The organism is Klenkia sesuvii (assembly GCF_037083825.1).
GTDB classification, from domain to species: Bacteria; Actinomycetota; Actinomycetes; order Mycobacteriales; family Geodermatophilaceae; genus Klenkia; species Klenkia sesuvii.
In genome coordinates this window covers 20,293-39,785 of record NZ_JBAPLU010000017.1, presented here as the reverse complement: position 1 = coordinate 39,785, position 19,493 = coordinate 20,293, and the positions used below count along the sequence as shown (strand labels likewise).

Genomic DNA, 19,493 nt, shown 5'->3' with positions numbered 1-19,493 from the left:
CCGGGGTCCGATCGTGCGAGCCGTCACCGGCGGGGCGCCCAGGCGAACCCGCGCCGGGCGGCGAGGGAGCCCAGCACCAGCCAGCCGGCCAGGATCGCCAGCGGCGCACCGGCGGCGGCCCAGACCGAGCCGTCGACGGCGTCACCCTGCCAGGTCTGACCCGCCAGGCCCAGCTGCAGCAGCTCCACCACCGGGGTCAGCGGCAGGAAGCGGGCGACCTCGCCGAGGGTCTCGGGCAGCACCGACAGCGGGTAGAACAGCCCGGACAGACCGGTCGAGACGATGATGAACGGCAGGCCGGTGATCTGCGCGGACTCCGCGGTGCGGGTGAACCCGGTGGTCGCCGCGGCCAGCAGGACCATCAGGACGATGCCCCCGGCCAGGGCCAGGAGCGGCAGGACCACGTCCACCGGTGCCGACCACTCGCCGATCGCGACGACCCCGGCGGCGATGAGCGCGATCTGGCCCAGGGTGACCAGCACGGTCGGGACCGCGGTGGCGATCTGCACCTCGGTGCCGGTGAGCTCACCGGTGCGCATCCGCTGCAGCACCAGCTCCTCGCGCCGGGCGACGTAGGTGGTGACCAGGTTGTAGTACGTCAGCATGACCAGGCTGATGCCGACGGCGATGACCAGCAGCCGGCCACCGAAGGGCAGGTCGCCCCCGCCGATGCCGAGGGCGGGCACGGCGAGCACGAACAGCACCGGCACCACGACGGAGTTGACCAGCGCCGTCCGGTTGCGGAGGAACAACCGGGTCTCCGCCGACGCCAGCGACCACACCCGGGCGATCCGCGAGGGGCCGGTGGGCCGGGACAGGGTGGTGCTGGTCATCGGTTCTCCTCCGTCAGGTTCGGGTGGGTGCCGTCGGCGACGGCGAGGAAGGCCTGCTCCAGCGAGCCGGCCCGGGCGGCGAGGGTGCGCAGCACGACGCCGTGCTCGGCGGCCCAGGCCAGCAGCTGCGCCAGGACCGGCTGCAGCGCACGGGTCCGCCACTCGACGCGGCGGCCGTCCTCGACGACCTGCACGTCGGCGGGCACCGGCGGTCGGGGGTCGCCGGTGTCGAGGGTGAAGCGGACGGTGGCCGGCTGGGTCTCGGCGATCTCGGCCTGGGTGCCCGAGAGCACGACCTGGCCGGCCCGCATGACGAGGACCCGGTCGGCCAGCTCCTCGGCCTCCTCCAGGTGGTGGGTGGTGAGCAGGACGGCGGCGCCGTCGGCGACCAGGCCCTGCACCAGCTCCCACACCTGCCGGCGGGACTCGGGGTCCAGGCCGGTGGTGGGCTCGTCCAGCACGACCACGCTGGGCCGCCCGAGCAGGGCCAGCGCCAGGTCGAGCCGGCGCCGCTCCCCGCCGGACAGCGCCCGCACCCGGACGTCGGCCCGGCCGGTCAGCGAGACCTGCGCCAGCGCCTCGTCGACCGACCGGGGGTCCGACAGCGTGCCGGCCCAGGCACGCAGGGTCTCCGCGACCGTGAGGTCGCCGGGCAGGCCGCTGGTCTGCAGCAGCACGCCGAGCTCACGGCGCACCCGGCCCCTCTCCCGCACCGGGTCCATGCCGAGCACCCGAACGGTTCCCCCGGCGGCCGGGGCCAGGCCCTCCAGCACCTCGAGGGCGGAGGTCTTGCCGGCGCCGTTGACGCCGAGCAGGGCCAGCACCTCGCCGGGGCGGACCTCGAAGGAGATGCCGCGGACGGCCTCGAAGTCGCCGTAGCTGCGGCGCAGGTCGGTCACCTCGACGGCCGGTGCGGTGCGGGTGGGCGGTGGGGCGGTGGCGGGCTGCATCGTCGTCCTCCAGGGGCTCGATCTCGGTCACCCCTGACGTTGCCCGCGCCCCGGCCCCCGGGCAGGTGCCATCCCTCACGACCTCCCAGGCCCCGCGCACGGGTGACCCGTGAGGTCCGTCAGGGGTGCGCCGTCACCCCGCGCCTGCGGGGGTCAGGCTGCGTCGCAGGCGAAGAACAGGTAGAAGGTCCCGTCGAGGACCGCGGCGTGCAGGTCGGCGGCGTAGCTGTCGGTTGTGCCGCCGAAGGACTGGGTGACGTCCACGGGCAGCACGAAGACCTGGCCGCTGGGCTGCAGACCCGCGTAGCGCCCGGCGTCGGCGGCGAGGGTCCACCCGTCGTCGGGGGCCATCGCGTCGGTGTCGGCCTCGTACTCGGCCGTGTAGTCGTCGGTCAGCCCCGCCGACCGGAACGCGTCGAGGCACTCCTCGGCGGTGTAGGAGAACTCCGGGTGGTTGTGCTCGGCCATGTACTCGGCGTGGGCCTCGAGACCGTCCTGGGTCGATGCCGACAGGCCGTCGAAGAGGTCACCCACCGCCTCGCGGTCGGCGTCGGAGGGCCCGTCGCTGGTCGGAGCGGCCGGCTGCGCCGGGCTGGCCTGGCCGGCGACGGTCGTGCTGCAGGCCGCGAGCAGCACGGCGGCGGGCAGGCAGAGCAGAGCGGTACGACGCATGGGGACCCCCGTGGACCGTGCAGTGGCCGGAACCGTAACCCCGTGCCACCGACCTCGGCCACGCCGGCGGCCGGCGGGCTGGTTGGATCGGGCACATGGTCGACGCCCGCTGGATCCCGCTCGCCGGCACCGCCAACACCCGCGACCTGGGCGGCCTGCCCTTGGTCGGCGGCGGGAGGACGGTGCCCGGCCGGGTGCTGCGCAGCGACGACCTGCAGGAGCTGACCCCCGACGACGTGGCGGCGCTGGTCGACCGGCTGGGGCTCAGCGCCGTCGTCGACCTGCGCACCAGTGCCGAGGTGCGGATGGAGGGCCGCGGCCCGCTGCGCGAGGTCGCCGCCGTCGACCACCGGCACTTCACGCTCATCCCCGAGGTCGGCGAGTACACCGACGTCTTCGCCGAGGACGCCGACGCCGCGGACGTCGACGTGCCCGAGGACTGGGTCGAGACGCTGCTGCCCCGCACCGCCGCCCCCGGCGACGAGGGCGAGAGCCCGTCGGTCAAGGCCTACCTGGGCTACCTCTCCGACGGCGCGGACAACGTGGTGGGCGCGCTGCGAGCGGTCACCGAGGCCTCCGGCGCCGCGGTGGTGCACTGCGCGGCGGGCAAGGACCGCACGGGCGTGGTGTGCGCCCTGGCGCTGTCGGTGGCCGGGGTCGCGGCCTCCGACGTCGTGGCCGACTACGCGCTGACCGCCGAGCGCATCGAGGGCGTGGTGGCCAAGCTCGCCGCCCGGCCCACCTACGCCGAGGACATGGCCCGCCGGGACGTCGCCAGCCACACCCCGCGCGCCGAGACCATGCGCCGGGTGCTCGAGCTGCTCGACGAGCGGTACGGCGGCGCGGCCGGCTGGCTGACCGCGCACGGCTTCGGCCCCGACGAGCAGACGACCCTGCGGGACAAGCTCACCCGCCCCTGACGGGGCCGGGACTCAGCGCAGGACGCTGGTGAACTGGCTGCTGTTGGCCAGGGTCAGCAGGTCGTCGCGCATCGCGGGGCTGCTCGACCGGGCGAGCGCCTTGTCCAGTGCCCGACGGGTCCGCGCCGCGGCACGACGCTGACGCCAGGTGCTGGTCACGCTGCTCATGGTGGTTCCTTCTCTCCGTGCTGGTCGGTGGGTGGTGCACCTGTACTAAAGCAGGCGCAGCCTGGATTGTTCCAACGGAACACAGGTGATGTCGGCCATCGATCTACGAATGTTCACCCGAAGGCGGCATGTACCTGAGGACATGTGCCGGACAGCACACGGGCCCCGCCGACCTGGTGGTCGACGGGGCCCGTGGTGGCGACGGGTGGCTACGCGGCGGCGTCGAGCACCTCGCGGACGGCGGCGCGGGCGGCCTGCGGGTCGTCAGCAGCCAGCGCGACCTCGGCGGCCCGCTGACAGGTGGCCAGCGTGACCGTGCCGAGCTTGGCCCCGACCCCGGCGATCGAGGACGCCGCACACGACAGCGACGTGATGCCCAGCCCGACCAGCACGCAGGCCAGCAGCGGGTCGGCCGCGGCCTCGCCGCACACCCCGACCGGCTTGCCCGCGCGCTGCCCGGCCTCGGCGGTGAGCTGCACCAGGCGCAGCAGCGCCGGCTGCCAGGGGTCGGTGAGGTCGGCCAGGTCGCCGGAGAGCCGGTCGGCGGCCAGTGCGTACTGGGACAGGTCGTTGGTGCCGATGGACAGGAAGTCCAGGTGCTCGAGGAACCGGTCGGCCAGCAGCGCCACCGACGGCACCTCGACCATCACGCCGGGCACCAACCCGCGCTCGCGCACCATCGCGGCGAACTCGGCGGCCTCGGTCACCGTGGAGACCATCGGCGCCATCACCCACGGCGTGCTGCCGGTGGCCCGGGCGGCCTGGGCCACGGCGTCGAGCTGGCGGGTCAGGATGCCCGGGTTCAGCCGGGTCGTGCGCAGGCCGCGGACCCCCAGGGCGGGGTTCGCCTCGTCGGCCGGGGTGGCGAAGGCCAGCGGCTTGTCCGAGCCCGCGTCGAGGGTGCGCAGCACGACCTTGCGGCCGGCGAAGGCCTCGAAGACCGCGGCGTAGCCCTTGGCCTGCTCGTCGACCGAGGGCTCCTCGCTGTGCCCGAGGAAGGCCAGCTCGGTGCGCAGCAGCCCCACGCCCTCGGCGTGGGCGGCCGCGGCGGCCTGCGCCCCGGCGCCGTCCTGCACGTTGGCCAGCACCTGGACGGCGTGGCCGTCGGCCGTCACCGCCGGGCCCTCGTAGCCGGCCAGCGCCTCGGCCGCGACGCGGGCGGCCTCGACCCGCACCTGCGCGTCGGCCGGGTCGGGGTCGACCGTGACCGTGCCTTGCTCGCCGTCGACGAGGACCACCGCACCCTCGAGGACGTCGTCGAGGCCGCCGACGGCGACGACGCAGGGCAGCCCGAGCTGGCGGGCGATGATCGCGGTGTGGCTGGTGGAGCCGCCCAGCCGGGTGGCGAGCGCGACCACCTTCGTGGGGTCGAGCCCGGCGGTGTCGGCCGGGGCGAGGTCGTCGGCCAGCAGCACCGACGGGGTGTCGGGGTTGGTCACACCCGGCTCGCTCTGGCCGGTCAGCTCGGCCACGATGCGGTCGCGGACGTCGTTGACGTCGGTCACCCGCTCGGCCATGAGCCCGCCCAGGCTGGTGAACAGCTCGGCGAACTGCTGGGCCGCGCCGACCGTGGCCACCGGCGCCGACGCACCGGCGTCGATGCGCTGCTCCACCGTCGACAGCAGGCCGCGGTCCTTCGCCAGCCCGGCCGTGGTCTGCAGCACCGCGGCGCTGACGCCGCTGGCGGCCGCGGCCCGGTCGGTCAACCGGCCGGCCACGACCTCCGCGGCCGTGGTGAACCGTTCCTTCTCGGCGGCGCGGTCGGCCTCGGCCACGGGCTCGGCGTCCTCGGTGGGCAGCTGGACCGCCCCGTGCGGGCGGATCACCGGGCCCAGCGCCACCCCCGGGACGACCGGGGTGCCGGTGAGCACGGTGGGACCGGCGGCGTCGGTGGAGGTGAGGTCGGGGTGGGTGGTCGACATCGGGACCTTTCTCGGGGACCAGGACGGCGCGGCGGCGGTGACGCGTGAGCTGGTGACCAGAGTCACCGCGAACCCTTGACTTGTCAACGCAACCAACGTAGAACAACACCAACACAAGCTCGAAACAACATGTTCGGGCATCGGACGTGGTGTGGGTTACATTCCTGAGGGGGTGCTCGTGTACGCCGAAGAACGTCAGCAGGCCATCGCGGGGCTCGTCGCCCAGCGCGGTCGCATCGCCGTCACCGCGGTCGCCGAGCGCTTCGGGGTGACCACCGAGACGGTGCGCCGCGACCTCGCGCTGCTCGAGCGCTCGGGCATGCTGCGCCGCGTGCACGGCGGCGCCGTCCCCACCGGTGCGCTCGCCGTGCTCGAGCCCGCCCTCGGCGAGCGCCGCAGCACCCGCACCGAGCAGAAGCGCCGCATCGCCGCGGCCGCCGTCGCCTACGTGCCGGAGGCCGACGGCAGCCTCATCCTCGACGGCGGCAGCACCACGGCCGCCCTCGCCGAGGTGCTGCCGCCCGGTCGCCGGCTGCTGGCGGTCACCAACTCGGTGCCCATCTCCCACCGGTTGTGCGCCACCCCCGGCATCAGCCTGCACGTGCTGGGCGGTCGGGTCCGCGGCATCACGCAGACCGCCGTCGGCGAGACCACCGTGGCGGCCCTGGCCGACCTGCGCGCCGACGTGGTGTTCCTCGGCGCCAACGGCGTCACCGGGGCCCACGGGTTCACCACCCCCGACGAGACCGAGGCCGCCTCCAAGCGAGCGATGGTGCAGGCCGCGCAGCGGGTGGTCGTGCTCGCCGACAGCAGCAAGCTCGGCCGCGAGCACCTGGTCCGCTTCGCCGGCGTCGCCGACGTCGACGTCCTCATCACCGACGACGAGGCCGACCCGGACGTCGTCTCCGAGATCGAATCGCACGGGATCGAGGTCCTCACCGCATGATCGTCACCCTCACGGCGAACCCCAGCCTCGACCGCACGCTGGTCCTGCCCGGGCCGCTCGAGCGGGGCAGCGTGGCCCGGCTGGCGCCCAGCAGCACCGAGCCCGGCGGCAAGGGGGTCAACGTCTCGCGGGCGGTCGCCGCCGCCGGCGCCGACGTGATGACCGTGCTGCCGGCCCCCGACGACGACCCGATCGTGCGCGCCCTGCGGGCCCTCGGCCTGCGGCTGGCCACCACGCCCATCGCCACCCCGGTGCGCACCAACTACACCCTCACCGAGCCCGACGGCACCACCACCAAGCTCAACGAGCCCGGCGCCTCCCTCGACGAGCCCACCCGGGCCGCGCTGGCCGCGGCGGTGGCCGAGCACGCCGTCGGCGCCGGCTGGGTGGCCCTGTGCGGTTCGCTGCCCCCGGGTGCCCCGCAGGACTGGTACGCCGAGCTCGTCCGCGCGGTCCGCCCCACCGGTGCACGCATCGCCGTCGACACCTCCGAGGCCCCCCTGCTGGCCCTGCTCGCCGCCGGCCCCGACGCAGCGCCCGACCTGCTCAAGCCCAACACCGAGGAGCTGGCCCAGCTGGCGGGGGTGAGCGAGGACGAGGTCCTCGCCGACCCCGGCGCCGCACTGGCCGCCGTCGCCACGCTCCACGAGCGGGGCGTGCGCGAGGTGCTGCTCACCCTGGGCGCCGACGGAGCGCTGCTCTCGACCGCGGACGGCGATCTGTTCTCGGCGCTCCCGCCCGAGATCACCGTTCGCAGCACCGTCGGCGCCGGCGACTGCAGCCTCGCCGGCTACCTGCTGGCCGACCTCGCCGGCGCCGCACCCGCCGACCGGCTGCGCAACGCCGTCGCCTACGGAGCGGCCTCGGCCTCGCTCCCCGGGTCCGCCGTCCCCACCCCGGCCCAGGTGGACGGCGCCGCCGTCCGGGTCACCGCCGGTCCCCCGGCCACCGCACCGTCCCTGTCGCACTGAACCCCTCCCCGCCACCCCTCCCCGCGACCCCTCCCGCCGTCCAGACCTCCACGACCAGGAGCCCGTCCGTGCCCGCACTCATCACCCCCGACCTGGTGGCGCTCGACGTCAGCCCAGGCGCCGACAAGACCGCCGTCATCCGCCAGCTGTCCGAGCTGGTCGCCGGCAGCGGCCGGGCCACCTCGGCCGAGGGCCTGTACTCCGACGCGATGGACCGCGAGGCCAAGGTCGCCACCGGCCTGCCCGGCGGCATCGCGATCCCGCACTGCCGGTCCGCCGCGGTCACCGAGGCCTCGCTGGCCTTCGCCCGACTGCGCCCCGGGGCCGACTTCGGCGCCCCCGACGGCCCGGCCGACCTGGTCTTCCTCATCGCCGCCCCCGAGGCCGGCGACGCCGACCACCTGACCCTGCTGTCGTCGCTGGCCCGCGCGCTGGTGCGCCCGGAGTTCGTCGCCTCGCTGCGCGCCGCGACCACCGCCGACGAGGTGGTCGCCCTGGTGCAGGACGTCGTCTCCCCCGCCCCCGCCGCCGAGGCCCCCGCCACCGCCGCCGCCCCCACCGCCGCCACCGGTGCGGGTGCGGGTGCGCACGCCGCCCCGGCCGCCGACGCCCCGACCCTGGTCGCGATCAGCGCCTGCCCGACCGGCATCGCGCACACCTACATGGCCGCCGACAAGCTGGCCGCCGCCGCCCGCGAGATGGGCGTCGAGCTGCACGTGGAGACCCAGGGCTCCTCCGGCTCCACGCCGCTGGACCCCTCGGTGATCAGCAAGGCCGCCGCGGTCGTCTTCGCCGTCGACGTCGGCGTCCGCGACCGCGAGCGGTTCGCCGGCAAGCCGGTCGTCCAGTCGGGCACCAAGCGGGCCATCCAGGAGCCCGAGGCCATGATCCGGGAGGCGCTCGCCGCCGCCCAGGACCCCAACGCCCGCCGGGTGCCCGGTGGCTCGGGCGCCGAGGCGTCGACCGCGTCCTCCGGCGGCCAGGGGGCAGGCTCGGAGATCCGCCGCTGGCTGCTCACCGGGGTCAGCTACATGATCCCGTTCGTCGCCGCGGGCGGTCTGCTGATCGCCCTGGGCTTCCTGTTCGGTGGCTACCAGATCGTCAACGGCAACCCCGACGTCGAGGGCCAGAGCTACGGCCTGAGCTGGCTGCTGAACAACAACCTGTTCGACCTGCCCGTCGCCCCGGGCATCGAGGGCCTCAACGACGGCCTCCTCGGCTACCTCGGCGCCCTGTTCGTCGTGCTGGGCCAGGCCGCCTTCGGGTTCCTGGTCCCCGCGCTGGCCGGCTACATCGCCTTCGCCATCGCCGACCGCCCCGGCATCGTGCCCGGCTTCGTCGTCGGCGCGGTCTCCCTCACCGTCGGTGCCGGCTTCCTCGGCGGCCTGGTCGGCGGTGTGATCGCCGGGTTCGCGGCCAAGTGGATCGCCGGCTGGAAGCTGCCCGCCGGCGTCCGGGGCCTGCAGCCGGTCGTGATCATCCCGCTGCTGGCCACCGTCATCTCCAGCGGCATCATGGCCCTGGTCCTGGGCCGTCCGCTGGCCATCGCCCTCGAGGGCCTGGGCGACTTCCTCACCGGGCTCTCCGGGTCCTCGGCGATCGTCCTCGGGGTCATCCTCGGCCTGATGATGTGCTTCGACCTCGGCGGCCCGGTCAACAAGGCCGCCTACGTCTTCGCCACCACGGGCATCGGCGTCGCCGACCCCAGCCCGGCGGCGCTGCGGATCATGGCGATCGTGATGGGCGCCGGGATGGTCCCCCCGATCGCCATGGCGATCTCCACCACGATCCGCAAGCGGCTCTACACCCAGGCCGAGCGCGAGAACGGCAAGGCGGCCTGGCTGCTGGGCGCGTCCTTCATCTCCGAGGGCGCCATCCCGTTCGCCGCGGCCGACCCGCTGCGGGTCATCCCCTCGATGATGCTGGGCGGGGCCACCGCCGGCGCCCTGATCGCGGCGTTCGACGTCGAGCTCCGCGCCCCCCACGGTGGCGTCTTCGTGTTCTTCGCGATGACGAAGTTCTTCCTCTTCCTGGTCGCGGTCATCATCGGCGCGGTCGTCGGCGGCATCGCCGTCACGCTGGCCAAGAGCGTCGGGCGGACCCCCGAGGGTGCCCCCGCCGAGGCCACCGAGGCGGCCATGGCCGGCTCGGCCAGCACCTCGGGTGCCGTGCTCAGCAAGAGCTGACAGGATCGACCCCGACACCGGGGCGCGGGCGGTGATCCCGCCCGCGCCCCGCACTCACTCGACGCAGAGGAGAGCACCTTCATGCCCAGCAAGACCGTGACCGTCGGTTCCGCCGTCGGTCTGCACGCCCGCCCGGCCGCCCTCATCGCCGAGGCGGTGAGCAAGTCCGGCAAGCCGGTCACCCTCGCCACCCCCGGCGGCAACCCGGTCGATGCCGGCTCGCCCCTCATGATCATGACCCTGGGCGCCAAGAAGGGCGCCGAGGTGGAGGTCAGCAGCGAGGACGAGGCCGTCCTCGACGAGATCGCCGGCATGGTCGAGCGCGACCTCGACGCCGAGTAATCAGCACCGCCCGGACGGCCCCCTCCCGCCCGCTGCGGGAGGGGGCCGTCGTCGTCCCTGGGCCGTGGCGTCGACGACGGGTCAGAGGGCGAGGGCCACGCCCGGGTCGTGCAGGACGGCGCCGACGTCGGCGAGGAAGCGGCTGCCCAACTCGCCGTCGATGATCCGGTGGTCGAAGGACAGCGCCAGCTGCGTCACCTGACGGATCCTGATCCGCCCCTTGTGCACCCAGGGCATCTCCCGCACGGCGCCGAAGGCCAGGATCGCCGACTCGCCGGGGTTGAGGATCGGCGTGCCGGTGTCCACCCCGAACACGCCCACGTTGGTGATGGTGATGGTGCCGCCGGACATGTCGGCCGGCGGGGTCTTGCCCGCCCGCGCCGTGGCGGTCAGGTCGGCCAGCGCCCCGGCCAGCTCGGCCAGCGACAGCGCCTGCGCGTCCTTGATGTTCGGGACGACGAGACCCCGCGGCGTGGCGGCCGCGATGCCGAGGTTCACGTAGTCCTTGACCACGATCTCCTGCGCGGCCTCGTCCCACGAGCTGTTCACCATCGGGTGCTTCCGCGCGGCGAGCAGCAGCGCCTTGGCCACGAACAGCAGGGGGCTCACCTTGAGCCCGGCGAGCTCGGGCCGCGCGGCCAGGCGACCGCGCAGCGCCATCGTCCGGGTGACGTCGACGGTGAGGAACTCCGTGACGTGCGGGGCGGTGAACGCGCTGGACACCATGGCCGCGGCGGTGTGCTTGCGCACGCCCTTGATCGGGATCCGCTGCTCGCGCCCAACGGTGCCGCCGTCGCCCACCGGGAACCGGACGACGGGGTCCGCCGGTTCGTCGGCCACCGGTGCGGTGCGGGCGGCGTCGACGTCGGCGCGGGTGATGACCCCGCCGGGGCCGGTGCCGGTCACCGTGGTGAGGTCGACGCCGAGGTCCTTGGCGTACTTGCGCACGGGCGGCTTGGCCAGCGGCCGGGGGGCCCGGCGGCCGGGGGCGACGGCGTCCGCGGAGGCGGCCTCGGTGTCGCCGGCGTGCTGCTCGGCGGCCCGGCCGATCTCCAGACCGCCGTGGCGCACCGGCTTGGACGTGGCGTCGGGCGCGGTGGCCAGCAGCGGCGGGCGGTCGGTCCCCGAGCCGTAGTCGGCCTCGGGCTGCACGGACGCGCCGGCCCGGGCGGTGGGCGCGGGGACGGCGGACGGGCCGGAAGGGGCCCCAGCGGCGGCCGGGGCGGTCGCGCGCTCGGCCACGGCGGCACCCGAGCGGCGTGGCCGACGCACCGCCTCGGTGGTCCGCGGGCCGTAGCCGACCAGCACCGAGGTGCGGCCACCCGGGGCGGGCCCACCGATCAGCCCGGCGGCCGGGGTGTCCTCGGCGGCGTCACCGGCCGGGGCGGCTGCCGCGGTCGGGCCGTCCCCGCCGAGGTCGATGGTGATGATCGGCGCGCCGACGTCGACCGTCGTCCCCGGCTCGTGCAGCAGCTCGACCACCGTGCCGGCGTACGGGCTGGGCAGCTCGACGGCCGCCTTGGCCGTCTCCACCTCGCACAGCGGCTGGTTGGTGACCACCGTGTCGCCCACGGCGACCAGCCACTGCAGGATCTCGCCCTCGGTGAGGCCCTCACCGACGTCGGGCAGCGTGAACTGGCGCAGGTCGGCCATGTCAGTACTCCAGCGAGCGGTCGACGGCCTCGAGCACCCGGTCCAGGTCGGGCAGGTACTCCTCCTCCAGCTTGGACGGCGGGTAGGTGACGTCGTAGCCACCGACCCGCAGCACCGGGGCCTCCAGCGAGTGGAAGCAGCTCTCGGAGACGCGAGCGGCGATCTCCGCGCCCATGCCGAGCGTGGTCTGGGCCTCGTGCACCACCACGCACCGGCCGGTGCGCCGCACCGACTCCTCCACCGGCCCCAGGTCCAGCGGCGACAGCGTGCGCAGGTCGATGACCTCCAGCGAGCGGCCCTCGGGCTCGGCGGCCTGCGCCGCCTGCAGCGCCGTCTTCACCATCGGCCCGTAGGCCAGCAGCGTGACGTCGTCGCCGGCGCGCACCACCCGCGAGCTGAACAGCGGCGGCGGCGGGGCGTCGAGGTCGACCTCGGCCTTGTCCCAGTACCGGCGCTTGGGCTCGAAGAACACCACCGGGTCGGGGTGGGCGATGGACTGCTGCAGCATCCAGTAGGCGTCGGCCGGGTTGGACACCGCGACGACCTTGAGCCCGGTGGTGTGCGCGAAGTAGGCCTCGGGGCTCTCGCTGTGGTGCTCGACCGCGCCGATGCCGCCGCCGAAGGGGATGCGGATGGTGATCGGCATCGGCAGCTTGCCGCGCGAGCGGGCGTGGATCTTGGCCACCTGGGTGACGATCTGGTTGTAGGCGGGGAAGACGAACCCGTCGAACTGGATCTCCACGACGGGCTTGTAGCCGCGCATGGCCAACCCGACCGCGGTGCCGACGATGCCGGCCTCGGCCAGCGGGGTGTCCACCACCCGGGCCTCGCCGAAGTCCTTCTGCAGGCCGTCGGTGATCCGGAAGACCCCGCCGAGCTTGCCGATGTCCTCGCCCATGAGCACGACCTTCGGGTCGTCCTCCATGGCCGTGCGCAGGCCGCTGTTGAGCGCCTTGCCCAACGTCAGGGTGGTCACTGCTGGAACCCCTCCTGGTAGGCGAGGAACGCGGCGCGCTGGGCGGCGATCTCCTCGGTCTGCTCGGCGTAGACGTGGTCGAACATCTCGGTGCCGGCCGGGTCGGGCATCTCCAGCGTGCCTTTCCGGATGCGGGCGGCGAGCTCGTCGGACTCGGCCTCGACGCCGGCGAAGAACTCGGACCCGGCCTTGCCCGACCGGGAGAGGTAGGCCTTCACCCGGGCCACCGGGTCGCGCAGCTTCCACTCCTCCAGCTCGTCGGCGAGCCGGTAGCGGGTGGGGTCGTCGGAGGTGGTGTGCGCACCCATCCGGTAGGTGAAGGCCTCGATGAAGGTGGGGCCGGAGCCCTCGCGCGCCCGGGCCAGCGCCGCGCGGGTGACGGCCAGGACGGCGAGGACGTCGTTGCCGTCGACCCGCACCCCGGGGAACCCGAAGCCCGCCGCGCGCCGGAACAGCGGCACCTTGGACTGCCGCTCGATCGGCACCGAGATGGCGTACTGGTTGTTCTGGCAGAAGAAGACGACGGGGGCGTCGAACGTGGCCGCCCAGATCATCGCCTCGTTGACCTCGCCCTGGCTGGTCGCGCCGTCGCCGAGGAAGGCGATGGCGGCAGCCTCCGCGTCATCGCGCTGGATGCCCATCGCGTAGCCGGTGGCGTGCAGGCACTGCGCACCGATGACCACGGTGTAGAGGTTGAAGCCGGTCTGCACCGGGTCCCAGCCGCCGAGGTCGTTGCCCCGGAACAGGCTGATGACGTCGAGGGGGTCGACCCCACGGGTCCAGGCCACGCCGTGCTCGCGGTAGGTGGGGAAGGCCATGTCACCCTCGCCGAGCGCGCGGCCGGCACCGATCTGCGCTGCCTCCTGCCCCTGCAGCGAGGCCCAGATGCCCAGCTCGCCCTGGCGCTGGAGGGCGGTGGCCTCGACGTCCCACCGGCGGACCAGGACGAGGTCGCGGTAGAGGGCGCGCAGCTCGTCGTCGCCGACGTCGAGGGAGTACTCGGGGTGCTCGACGCGCTCGCCCTCGGGGGTCAGCAGCTGGACCAGCTCGGGCTGGGCGGGCAGGTGCGGCGCGTGAGCCCCGGGGACCGGGTCCACCATCTCCTGCGCTTCCGGCACTGCGGTCACCGATGTCCTCCTCGCTGTGCGACGGCGCGCCCCGGGCAGGCCGGGACGCCGTGTGCAGCACATCACTCCCGGGACGAGATGCGCAAGGCGACCCGGGGGAATTGAGCACGATGGTCGGTGGATGCCGGGTGTGGCGTGGCACACTGAGCACCGTGCCCGGCATCGACGCCACCGACGCCCGCCTACTGCTGGCCCTGTCCGCGGACCCCCGGGCCACGGTCATGGCCCTGTCGCAGACCCTCGGGCTGGCCCGCAACACCGTGCAGGCGCGGCTGGCCCGCCTGGAGTCCGGCGGCGTGCTGGACCCCTTCGAGCGCCGGGTGCGGCCCGAGGCGTTGGGCTACCGGCTGGGGGCCTACATCACCGCGACCGTCGTCCAGACCTCGCTGGCTGAGGTGAGCGCCGGCCTGGCCGACATCCCCGAGGTGCTCGAGGTGATCGGCCTGTCGGGGGCCGCCGACCTGCTGGTGCAGGTCGTCGCGGTCGACGCCGACGACCTGTGGCGGATCAGCGAGCAGGTGCTGGCCATCCCCGGCGTGCAGCGCACCGACACCAACCTGGCGCTCCGCCGCTTCGTCGACCACCGGATGACCCCGCTGCTCGAACGCGCCGCCGGCCGCTGAACCCCGGTTAGGGTGCGCCGTGCGGATCCGGCCCCTGCTCGCGCTCGTCGTCCTGCTGCTGGCCGGCTGCCGCATCGACGGCACCGCCACGCCTGCCCCGGAGGGCTGGGCATTCGTCTCCGAGCAGCCCTGCGCCGCCTCGACCGGCGCCGGGGACTTCTCCTGCGTGACCCTCAGCGTGCCGGTGGACCACGCCCGCCCCGCCGGTGAGCACTGGGACGTCGTGTTCGGCCTGCTGCGCGCCGAGGGCGAGCGGAGGGGCGTGTTCGTCACCGCCACCGGCGGGCCGGGCTCGAGCGGGCTGGCCGCCGCGGACGCGTACAGCTCGTCCTTCCCCGACGAGGTGCGGCAGGGCTTCGACGTGGTGTTCTTCGACCAGCGCGGCATCGGTCTGTCCCAGGAGTTCCGCTGCGACGACGCCTACGACGACTACTACGTGCCGATCCAGGCCTCGTCGTCCTCCGCCGACCGCGACGAGTTCGCCGCGGCCAGCACGCAGTTCGGCCAGGACTGCTTCGCCGAGGCGGGGGTCGACCCGTCCACCGCGCCGCGCTACGCGACCGCGCAGGCCGTCGAGGACCTCGAGGACTTCCGGGAGTGGCTGGCCGCGCCGCAGCTGACCCTGTACGGCGAGAGCTACGGCACGCAGTACGTGCAGACCTACGCCGCGGCCCACCCCGACCGGGTGGCCGGGCTGGTCCTGGACGGGGTGGTCGACCTGACCACCGACCAGCCCGGGTTCGCCGTGCAGCAGGCGGAGGCCGCCGACGGCGTGCTCACGGCGACCTTCGCGCGCTGCGACGCCGACCCGGTCTGCGCCGACGCCGCCCCGGGCGGCACGGCGGCGGGCTACGACGCCCTGCTCGACCGGTTGGCCGCCGACCCGGTGACGCCGCCGGGCGGCCAGCCGGTGGACGACCTGACCCTGCGGGCAGCGGCCGCGTCGTCGATGAGCGACCCGTACTCGCGGGAGGTGTTCACCGACGCACTCGTCGACGCGCTGCTCGGCGACGTCGCGGCCCTCGACGAGCTCGGCAACGGTCCCTACGCCCCGGACCCCTCCTTCTCCGACGGGCTGTTCTACGCCGTCGAGTGCCAGGACTACGACGTCGTCCCCCAGGACGGCGACCCCCGGGCCGAGCTCGACGCCTGGCTCGACGTGTCGGCGCAGCGGGGCATCGACCAGCTGCGCCTGGGGGGCTCGTTCTACGGCGACCTCGACTGCCTGTTCTGGCCGGGGTCGACGACCACGCCGGACGTCGAGCGCCCCGCGCCCGTCACCGACCCGCCCTACCCGGTCATGGTGCTGAACGCCGACACCGACCCGAACACGCCGTTCGTCGGCGCGGAGGACGTCTTCCGCGACCTGACCCCGGGCGCCGGCCCCGCCGACGCCGCGGTGATCCAGCTCGACGGCCCGCACGTGGTCTACGGCCGCGGCGACCCGTGCGTCGACGACCCGGTGAACACCTTCGTGGCCACGGGCCAGGTGCCCGACCGACGGGTCACCGTCTGCCGGTGGTGACCGTTTCCGGGGTGCGCGGCTGCGGGTAGCGGGCACTGCATGGCGAAGAAGACCCCACTGGGTGCGATCGGCAAGGGCAGGCGCGGCATCTCCGCGGGCGGGTGGGCGCTGCGCGGGGCGGCGGCCGGCGCCGCCGGTACGACGGTGCTCAACACCGTCACCTACCTGGACATGGTGCTGCGCGGGCGCGGCACCAGCGACACCCCCGAGCAGACCGTCGAGGCGCTGGCCGACAAGGCGGGCGTCGACATTCCGGGGTCGGGCGACACGCGCGACAACCGGGTCGCCGGTCTGGGGCCGCTGACCGGTGTCGCGGCCGGGGTGGGCGTCGGGGTGCTGGCCGGTCTGGCCCGCGCCGCCGGGTTCCGGCCCCACCCGCTGGTGGGCGGGCTGGTGGCCACCGTCGGTGCCCTGGTGGGCGCCAACGGCCCGATGGCGGTGCTGGGCATCAGCGACCCGCGCACCTGGTCGGCCACCGACTGGGCCGCCGACGTCGTGCCGCACCTGGCCTACGGCATCGCCACGCACTCGACCCTGGCTGCGCTCGACCGCGCCTGAGGCCCCCCGGGCCGGGGCTCAGCGCCAGCCGACGGGGTCGACGCCGCCGGGCACCGGGGCGGCGGGGTCGTAGGGCTGCCGGGTGAACACGAACGTCGCCAGGTCGAGGTGGTCGTCGGCGATGCGCAGGGTCTCCCCGGCGTAGTAGCCGTCGAGGCCGACCCAGCTGCCGTCCGACCGCCGGACGAACCGGCTGGCCCGCCCGGCACGGCCGGGTAGCGGGCCCAGGTGCAGCGCCCCGTCCCCCTGCGCGCGCAGCACGTGCGGCGCCGGGCCCCAGAACCAGACGCCGAGGACGTCGAGCGGGACCGGCGGGGGTGCTGGCGTCCAGGCGGGCACCACCCGCGGTTCGGCCGCCTTCAGGTCGGCCAGCAGGCCGGGCACCAGCGGGTCCAGCCCGCTGGTGGTGTTGGCCAGCATGACCGCGCCGGTGAGCTCGGTGCGGTCGACGAACACCCCGGCGAGGAAGCCGGGCATCGATCCCCCGTGCCCGACCAGGGTGGTCCCGTCGACGCGCAGCACCTGGACGCCCAGCCCGTAGGCCGACCACCCGGCGGCGGAGCCGTCGACGCCGGCGGGCACGACCATCTCGGCCAGGGTGGCGGGGGCCAGCACGTCGCCGGTGTCGCCCAGCAGGAACGCGGCGAACCGGCCGAGGTCGGCCAGGGTCGCCCAGAGCTGGCCGGCGGCGTCCATCACCCCGGCGTCGTGCTCGGGCTCGGGCAGGACGACGTCGGCCCACGGGTGCACCGCGGTGCCCCGGGCGGCCATGCCGGACGGGCGCGCGGTCGTGCGGACCATGCCCAGCGGCGCCAGCACCTCGCGGGTGACGACGTCGACCCACGGTTGCCCGCGGTGCCGGGCCACCAGTTCGCCGAGCAGGCCGAAGCCCAGGTTGGAGTAGTGGAACCGGCGGGCGGCGCCGAGCACGACGTGCTCGGGTCCCAGCTGCAGGTCCGCCAGCGACCCGCCGGGCACCCGCTCCCACCAGCCGCCGGGGCTCTCGCTGGACGCACCGGCCAGGTGGGAGAGCAGCTGACCCACCGTGCGCGCGCCCAGCGGCGTGCCGGGGACGTGCTCCTCCAGCGGGTCGTCCAGGTGCAGGCGGCCCTCGTCGCGCAGCCGCATGACGGCCACCGCGGTCACCGTCTTGCTGATCGACCCGAGCCGGTACTGGACGTCGGTGTGCGGGCCGGGGACGTCGCCCCGGCCGGCCGACCAGGCCAGGGCACCGTCGCGGACCACCCCGGCCACCAGGCCGGGCGCCCGGCCGGTGGCCTGCACGCGCGCGGTGCGGGCGAGCAGGGCGCGGGCGGTGGTCGGCTCGACGCTGGGCATGCCCTGCAGGCTAGGGGGTGGCGGCCGGGTCCCCGACGGGCAGACGGCCGGTGCGGGCGGCCCACCGCTCGAACCAGACGGTCGCGAACGGCGGCACCGAGGCCACCAGGGCCAGGGCGGCGGTGCGCAGGTCCCAGCGCAGCACCCGCCAGCAGACCAGGGCCAGCACGACGTAGACCACGAACACCGCGCCGTGCACCGGGCCGGCGATCTGCACCCCCAGCTCGGAGGTGCGCAGCACCCACTTGACGAACATGCCGGCCAGCAGCAGCGCCCAGCTGACCGCCTCGGCGAACGCGACGACGCGGAAGGCGCGGGCGACGGTGGGGGGTGCGGGGAGTGCGGCCACGACCAGCACCAACGGACACGTGGCCGCCGCCGTCCCCGGGTGTGACCGACCCCGCACAGCACGGAGCCCCGGTCACCGAACGGTGACCGGGGCTCCGGTGGTGCGGTGCGGGGGTCAGCCCGCGATGCGGCGGTAGGCCGTGGGCGCGGAGCCCATGGCGTCGATGCTGGCCACCTTGACGACGTCGCCGGACGTCGGGGCGTGCACCATCTGGCCGTTGCCGATGTAGATGCCGATGTGGCTGACCGGCGAGTAGAAGGCCACCAGGTCACCGGGCTGCAGCTGGCTGCGGGACACCGACTGGCCCATCGAGGCCTGGGAACGGCTCGAGTGCGGCAGCGAGATGCCGGCCGCGGCGTAGGCGTACTGCACCAGACCCGAGCAGTCGAAGCTGTTGGGACCGGACGCGGCCCACACGTACGGGGCGCCCCGCTTGGACATCGCCGTGTCGACGGCGACCTGGGCGGCGGCGGAGTTGGCGACCACGCTGCTGCCCGCCGGGGCGGCCGAGGCGCTGGACCCGCCCGAGCTGCTCGAGTTCGAGCTGCTCGAGCTGTCGTCGCGGTCGGCTCGGCTGGTGGCCGTGGTGCGTGCGGCGACCTCGGCCGCGGCGGCCTCGGCCGCAGCGCGCTCGGCGGCCGAGAGCCGTTCGTACTGGGCCTGGTACTCCGCGATCTCGGCGTTGAGCTCGGCCTGCTGCGCGGTGACCGCGTCGACCTGGGCCTGCGCCTCGGCGGTGGCCTGCTCGGCGGTCTGCTGGGCCGTGGCCGCGGCGTCGTTGGCCTGCTGCGCCTGGGTGAGCACCTCGGTGCTGTGCTCGGACAGGAGGTCCAGGGTGGCCGACTGCTCGACGAACTCGCCCGCCGAGCTGGCGGTCAGGAGGGTCTGCAGGCCGGCGAGCTGGCCGCCGCCCTGGTAGGCGGTGCGCGCCACGCTGGTCACCGAGCCGCGGGCGGCCTCGAAGTCCGACTGCGCGGTCTGGGCCGCGGCGACGGCCTGGGCCTGGGCGGCCTGGTCGGCCTCCAGCGCCACGCGCGCGTCGTTGAACTGCTCGGTGAGGACCTCGAGCTGGTGCCCGCGCTCGGCCACGAGCTGGGCGGCCTCGGCGGAGGTGGTGGGTTCGGGGGCGGCCTGGGCCGGGGCGGCGGTCACGAGGGTGCCCGCGGCGACACCGGCGGCGGCGAGGAGGGTGATGGCGGCGCGACGGCCCCGGAGGGCTGGACGGCGCGCAGGCGTGCTGGAACTCGCCATGTGCGGCGGGTGGTCCTTTCTCCCAACGGCCGCCTACCGGGTTAGCTGACGGATTCGGGCGGGAAGGTCGCCCGGCACGTCGGGCCCTCGCGGGCCGTCGGTGCTTCACCCCAGTGCTTCGGTGGGTCCCCGGTCCTGGCGCGCCCCGGTGGTGCTGGTGGTGGTGCTGGGGCGGCCGTGGTT

General features: G+C 74.9%; 19 protein-coding genes and 1 riboswitch. Of the genes, 8 read left to right on the top strand and 11 right to left on the bottom strand.

All coding sequences use genetic code 11. From position 1 onward, the window contains the following. Nucleotides 1–23 precede the first annotated feature (23 nt). From TEK04_RS15495 to TEK04_RS15485, 3 genes are all read right to left on the bottom strand, one after another. Nucleotides 24–833, bottom strand: a complete 810-nt coding sequence (locus tag TEK04_RS15495; RefSeq protein WP_336405252.1) for an ABC transporter permease — start codon at nt 831–833, stop codon at nt 24–26. After that, the gene (locus TEK04_RS15490) at nt 830–1,783 is read right to left on the bottom strand and encodes an ABC transporter ATP-binding protein (protein WP_336405251.1); all 954 of its coding nucleotides are present in this window, start codon (nt 1,781–1,783) and stop codon (nt 830–832) included. Before TEK04_RS15490 ends, TEK04_RS15495 begins: the two co-directional genes overlap by 4 nt. Before the next feature lie 153 nt (nt 1,784–1,936). After that, a complete protein-coding gene (locus tag TEK04_RS15485) occupies nt 1,937–2,455 on the bottom strand; it encodes a hypothetical protein (protein ID WP_336405250.1) in 519 nt (172 codons plus the stop codon). A 95-nt stretch (nt 2,456–2,550) separates the two neighbouring features. Between TEK04_RS15485 and TEK04_RS15480 the strand changes: the two genes are divergently transcribed. After that, complete coding sequence (locus tag TEK04_RS15480; protein WP_336405249.1) at nt 2,551–3,375, top strand: tyrosine-protein phosphatase; 825 nt, start codon at nt 2,551–2,553, stop codon at nt 3,373–3,375. A gap of 12 nt (nt 3,376–3,387) precedes the next feature. Here TEK04_RS15480 and TEK04_RS15475 read toward each other — a convergent pair whose 3' ends face one another. Both TEK04_RS15475 and TEK04_RS15470 read right to left on the bottom strand, forming a co-directional pair. Next, nucleotides 3,388–3,534, bottom strand: a complete 147-nt coding sequence (locus TEK04_RS15475; protein WP_336405248.1) for a hypothetical protein — start codon at nt 3,532–3,534, stop codon at nt 3,388–3,390. A 218-nt stretch (nt 3,535–3,752) separates the two neighbouring features. Then, nucleotides 3,753–5,465, bottom strand: coding sequence for a phosphoenolpyruvate--protein phosphotransferase (locus TEK04_RS15470; RefSeq protein ID WP_336405247.1), 1,713 nt, complete (start codon nt 5,463–5,465; stop codon nt 3,753–3,755). A gap of 172 nt (nt 5,466–5,637) precedes the next feature. On the opposite strand from TEK04_RS15470, the gene TEK04_RS15465 reads away from it, so the two are divergent. The 4 genes from TEK04_RS15465 (at nt 5,638) to TEK04_RS15450 (ending at nt 9,910) form a co-directional block, all read left to right on the top strand. Further along, nucleotides 5,638–6,411 (top strand): DeoR/GlpR family DNA-binding transcription regulator, encoded by a 774-nt coding sequence (locus tag TEK04_RS15465; RefSeq protein ID WP_336405246.1) that lies wholly within the window; start codon nt 5,638–5,640, stop codon nt 6,409–6,411. After that, nucleotides 6,408–7,382: a 1-phosphofructokinase family hexose kinase gene (locus TEK04_RS15460; protein ID WP_336405245.1), complete on the top strand. Its 975-nt coding sequence runs from the start codon at nt 6,408–6,410 to the stop codon at nt 7,380–7,382. Before TEK04_RS15465 ends, TEK04_RS15460 begins: the two co-directional genes overlap by 4 nt. A gap of 68 nt (nt 7,383–7,450) precedes the next feature. Beyond that, nucleotides 7,451–9,568, top strand: coding sequence for a PTS fructose transporter subunit IIABC (locus tag TEK04_RS15455; protein ID WP_336405244.1), 2,118 nt, complete (start codon nt 7,451–7,453; stop codon nt 9,566–9,568). An 81-nt stretch (nt 9,569–9,649) separates the two neighbouring features. Further along, nucleotides 9,650–9,910 (top strand): HPr family phosphocarrier protein, encoded by a 261-nt coding sequence (locus TEK04_RS15450; protein WP_253010086.1) that lies wholly within the window; start codon nt 9,650–9,652, stop codon nt 9,908–9,910. Nucleotides 9,911–9,991: 81 nt separating this feature from the next. Here TEK04_RS15450 and TEK04_RS15445 read toward each other — a convergent pair whose 3' ends face one another. The 3 genes from TEK04_RS15445 to pdhA are packed head-to-tail and all read right to left on the bottom strand — an operon-like array spanning nt 9,992 to nt 13,666. After that, nucleotides 9,992–11,563, bottom strand: coding sequence for a dihydrolipoamide acetyltransferase family protein (locus tag TEK04_RS15445; protein WP_336405243.1), 1,572 nt, complete (start codon nt 11,561–11,563; stop codon nt 9,992–9,994). A gap of 1 nt (nt 11,564) precedes the next feature. Continuing rightward, nucleotides 11,565–12,539 (bottom strand): alpha-ketoacid dehydrogenase subunit beta, encoded by a 975-nt coding sequence (locus tag TEK04_RS15440; protein ID WP_336405242.1) that lies wholly within the window; start codon nt 12,537–12,539, stop codon nt 11,565–11,567. Next, nucleotides 12,536–13,666: a pyruvate dehydrogenase (acetyl-transferring) E1 component subunit alpha gene (pdhA, locus tag TEK04_RS15435; RefSeq protein WP_336405241.1), complete on the bottom strand. Its 1,131-nt coding sequence runs from the start codon at nt 13,664–13,666 to the stop codon at nt 12,536–12,538. Before pdhA ends, TEK04_RS15440 begins: the two co-directional genes overlap by 4 nt. Before the next feature lie 152 nt (nt 13,667–13,818). Here pdhA and TEK04_RS15430 point away from each other — a divergent pair, with 152 nt between their 5' ends. Genes TEK04_RS15430 through TEK04_RS15420 form a run of 3 tightly spaced genes read left to right on the top strand, consistent with a single transcriptional unit; the run spans nt 13,819 to nt 16,372 of the window. Beyond that, nucleotides 13,819–14,289 carry an Lrp/AsnC family transcriptional regulator gene (locus tag TEK04_RS15430; protein WP_336405240.1) on the top strand — a complete coding sequence of 157 codons (471 nt, stop codon included), beginning with the start codon at nt 13,819–13,821 and terminating at the stop codon, nt 14,287–14,289. Between the two features lie 19 nt (nt 14,290–14,308). Further along, nucleotides 14,309–15,814, top strand: coding sequence for an alpha/beta fold hydrolase (locus TEK04_RS15425; protein ID WP_336405239.1), 1,506 nt, complete (start codon nt 14,309–14,311; stop codon nt 15,812–15,814). A gap of 39 nt (nt 15,815–15,853) precedes the next feature. Beyond that, nucleotides 15,854–16,372: a hypothetical protein gene (locus TEK04_RS15420; RefSeq protein WP_336405238.1), complete on the top strand. Its 519-nt coding sequence runs from the start codon at nt 15,854–15,856 to the stop codon at nt 16,370–16,372. A gap of 18 nt (nt 16,373–16,390) precedes the next feature. Here TEK04_RS15420 and TEK04_RS15415 read toward each other — a convergent pair whose 3' ends face one another. The 3 genes from TEK04_RS15415 to TEK04_RS15405 form a co-directional block, all read right to left on the bottom strand. After that, entirely contained in the window at nt 16,391–17,710 is a 1,320-nt protein-coding gene (locus tag TEK04_RS15415) for a serine hydrolase domain-containing protein (RefSeq protein ID WP_336405237.1), read from the bottom strand. A 10-nt stretch (nt 17,711–17,720) separates the two neighbouring features. After that, the gene (locus TEK04_RS15410) at nt 17,721–18,059 is read right to left on the bottom strand and encodes a DUF3817 domain-containing protein (RefSeq protein WP_336405236.1); all 339 of its coding nucleotides are present in this window, start codon (nt 18,057–18,059) and stop codon (nt 17,721–17,723) included. A 114-nt stretch (nt 18,060–18,173) separates the two neighbouring features. Further along, the gene (locus TEK04_RS15405; RefSeq protein WP_336405235.1) at nt 18,174–19,310 is read right to left on the bottom strand and encodes a C40 family peptidase; all 1,137 of its coding nucleotides are present in this window, start codon (nt 19,308–19,310) and stop codon (nt 18,174–18,176) included. 14 nt (nt 19,311–19,324) lie between these two features. Next, nucleotides 19,325–19,461, bottom strand: a riboswitch (cyclic di-AMP (ydaO/yuaA leader). Between the last annotated feature and the right edge of the window lie 32 nt (nt 19,462–19,493).

Excerpts from the sequence above, each read along its gene's own strand:
- TEK04_RS15495 (WP_336405252.1), bottom strand. The coding sequence starts at position 833 with ATGACCAGCACCACCCTGTCCCGGCCCACCGGCCCCTCGCGGATCGCC.
- TEK04_RS15490 (WP_336405251.1), bottom strand. The coding sequence starts at position 1,783 with ATGCAGCCCGCCACCGCCCCACCGCCCACCCGCACCGCACCGGCCGTC.
- TEK04_RS15485 (WP_336405250.1), bottom strand. The coding sequence starts at position 2,455 with ATGCGTCGTACCGCTCTGCTCTGCCTGCCCGCCGCCGTGCTGCTCGCG.
- TEK04_RS15480 (WP_336405249.1), top strand. The coding sequence starts at position 2,551 with ATGGTCGACGCCCGCTGGATCCCGCTCGCCGGCACCGCCAACACCCGC.
- TEK04_RS15470 (WP_336405247.1), bottom strand. The coding sequence starts at position 5,465 with ATGTCGACCACCCACCCCGACCTCACCTCCACCGACGCCGCCGGTCCC.
- TEK04_RS15460 (WP_336405245.1), top strand. The coding sequence starts at position 6,408 with ATGATCGTCACCCTCACGGCGAACCCCAGCCTCGACCGCACGCTGGTC.
- TEK04_RS15450 (WP_253010086.1), top strand. The coding sequence starts at position 9,650 with ATGCCCAGCAAGACCGTGACCGTCGGTTCCGCCGTCGGTCTGCACGCC.
- TEK04_RS15445 (WP_336405243.1), bottom strand. The coding sequence starts at position 11,563 with ATGGCCGACCTGCGCCAGTTCACGCTGCCCGACGTCGGTGAGGGCCTC.
- TEK04_RS15420 (WP_336405238.1), top strand. The coding sequence starts at position 15,854 with ATGGCGAAGAAGACCCCACTGGGTGCGATCGGCAAGGGCAGGCGCGGC.
- TEK04_RS15415 (WP_336405237.1), bottom strand. The coding sequence starts at position 17,710 with ATGCCCAGCGTCGAGCCGACCACCGCCCGCGCCCTGCTCGCCCGCACC.
- TEK04_RS15405 (WP_336405235.1), bottom strand. The coding sequence starts at position 19,310 with ATGGCGAGTTCCAGCACGCCTGCGCGCCGTCCAGCCCTCCGGGGCCGT.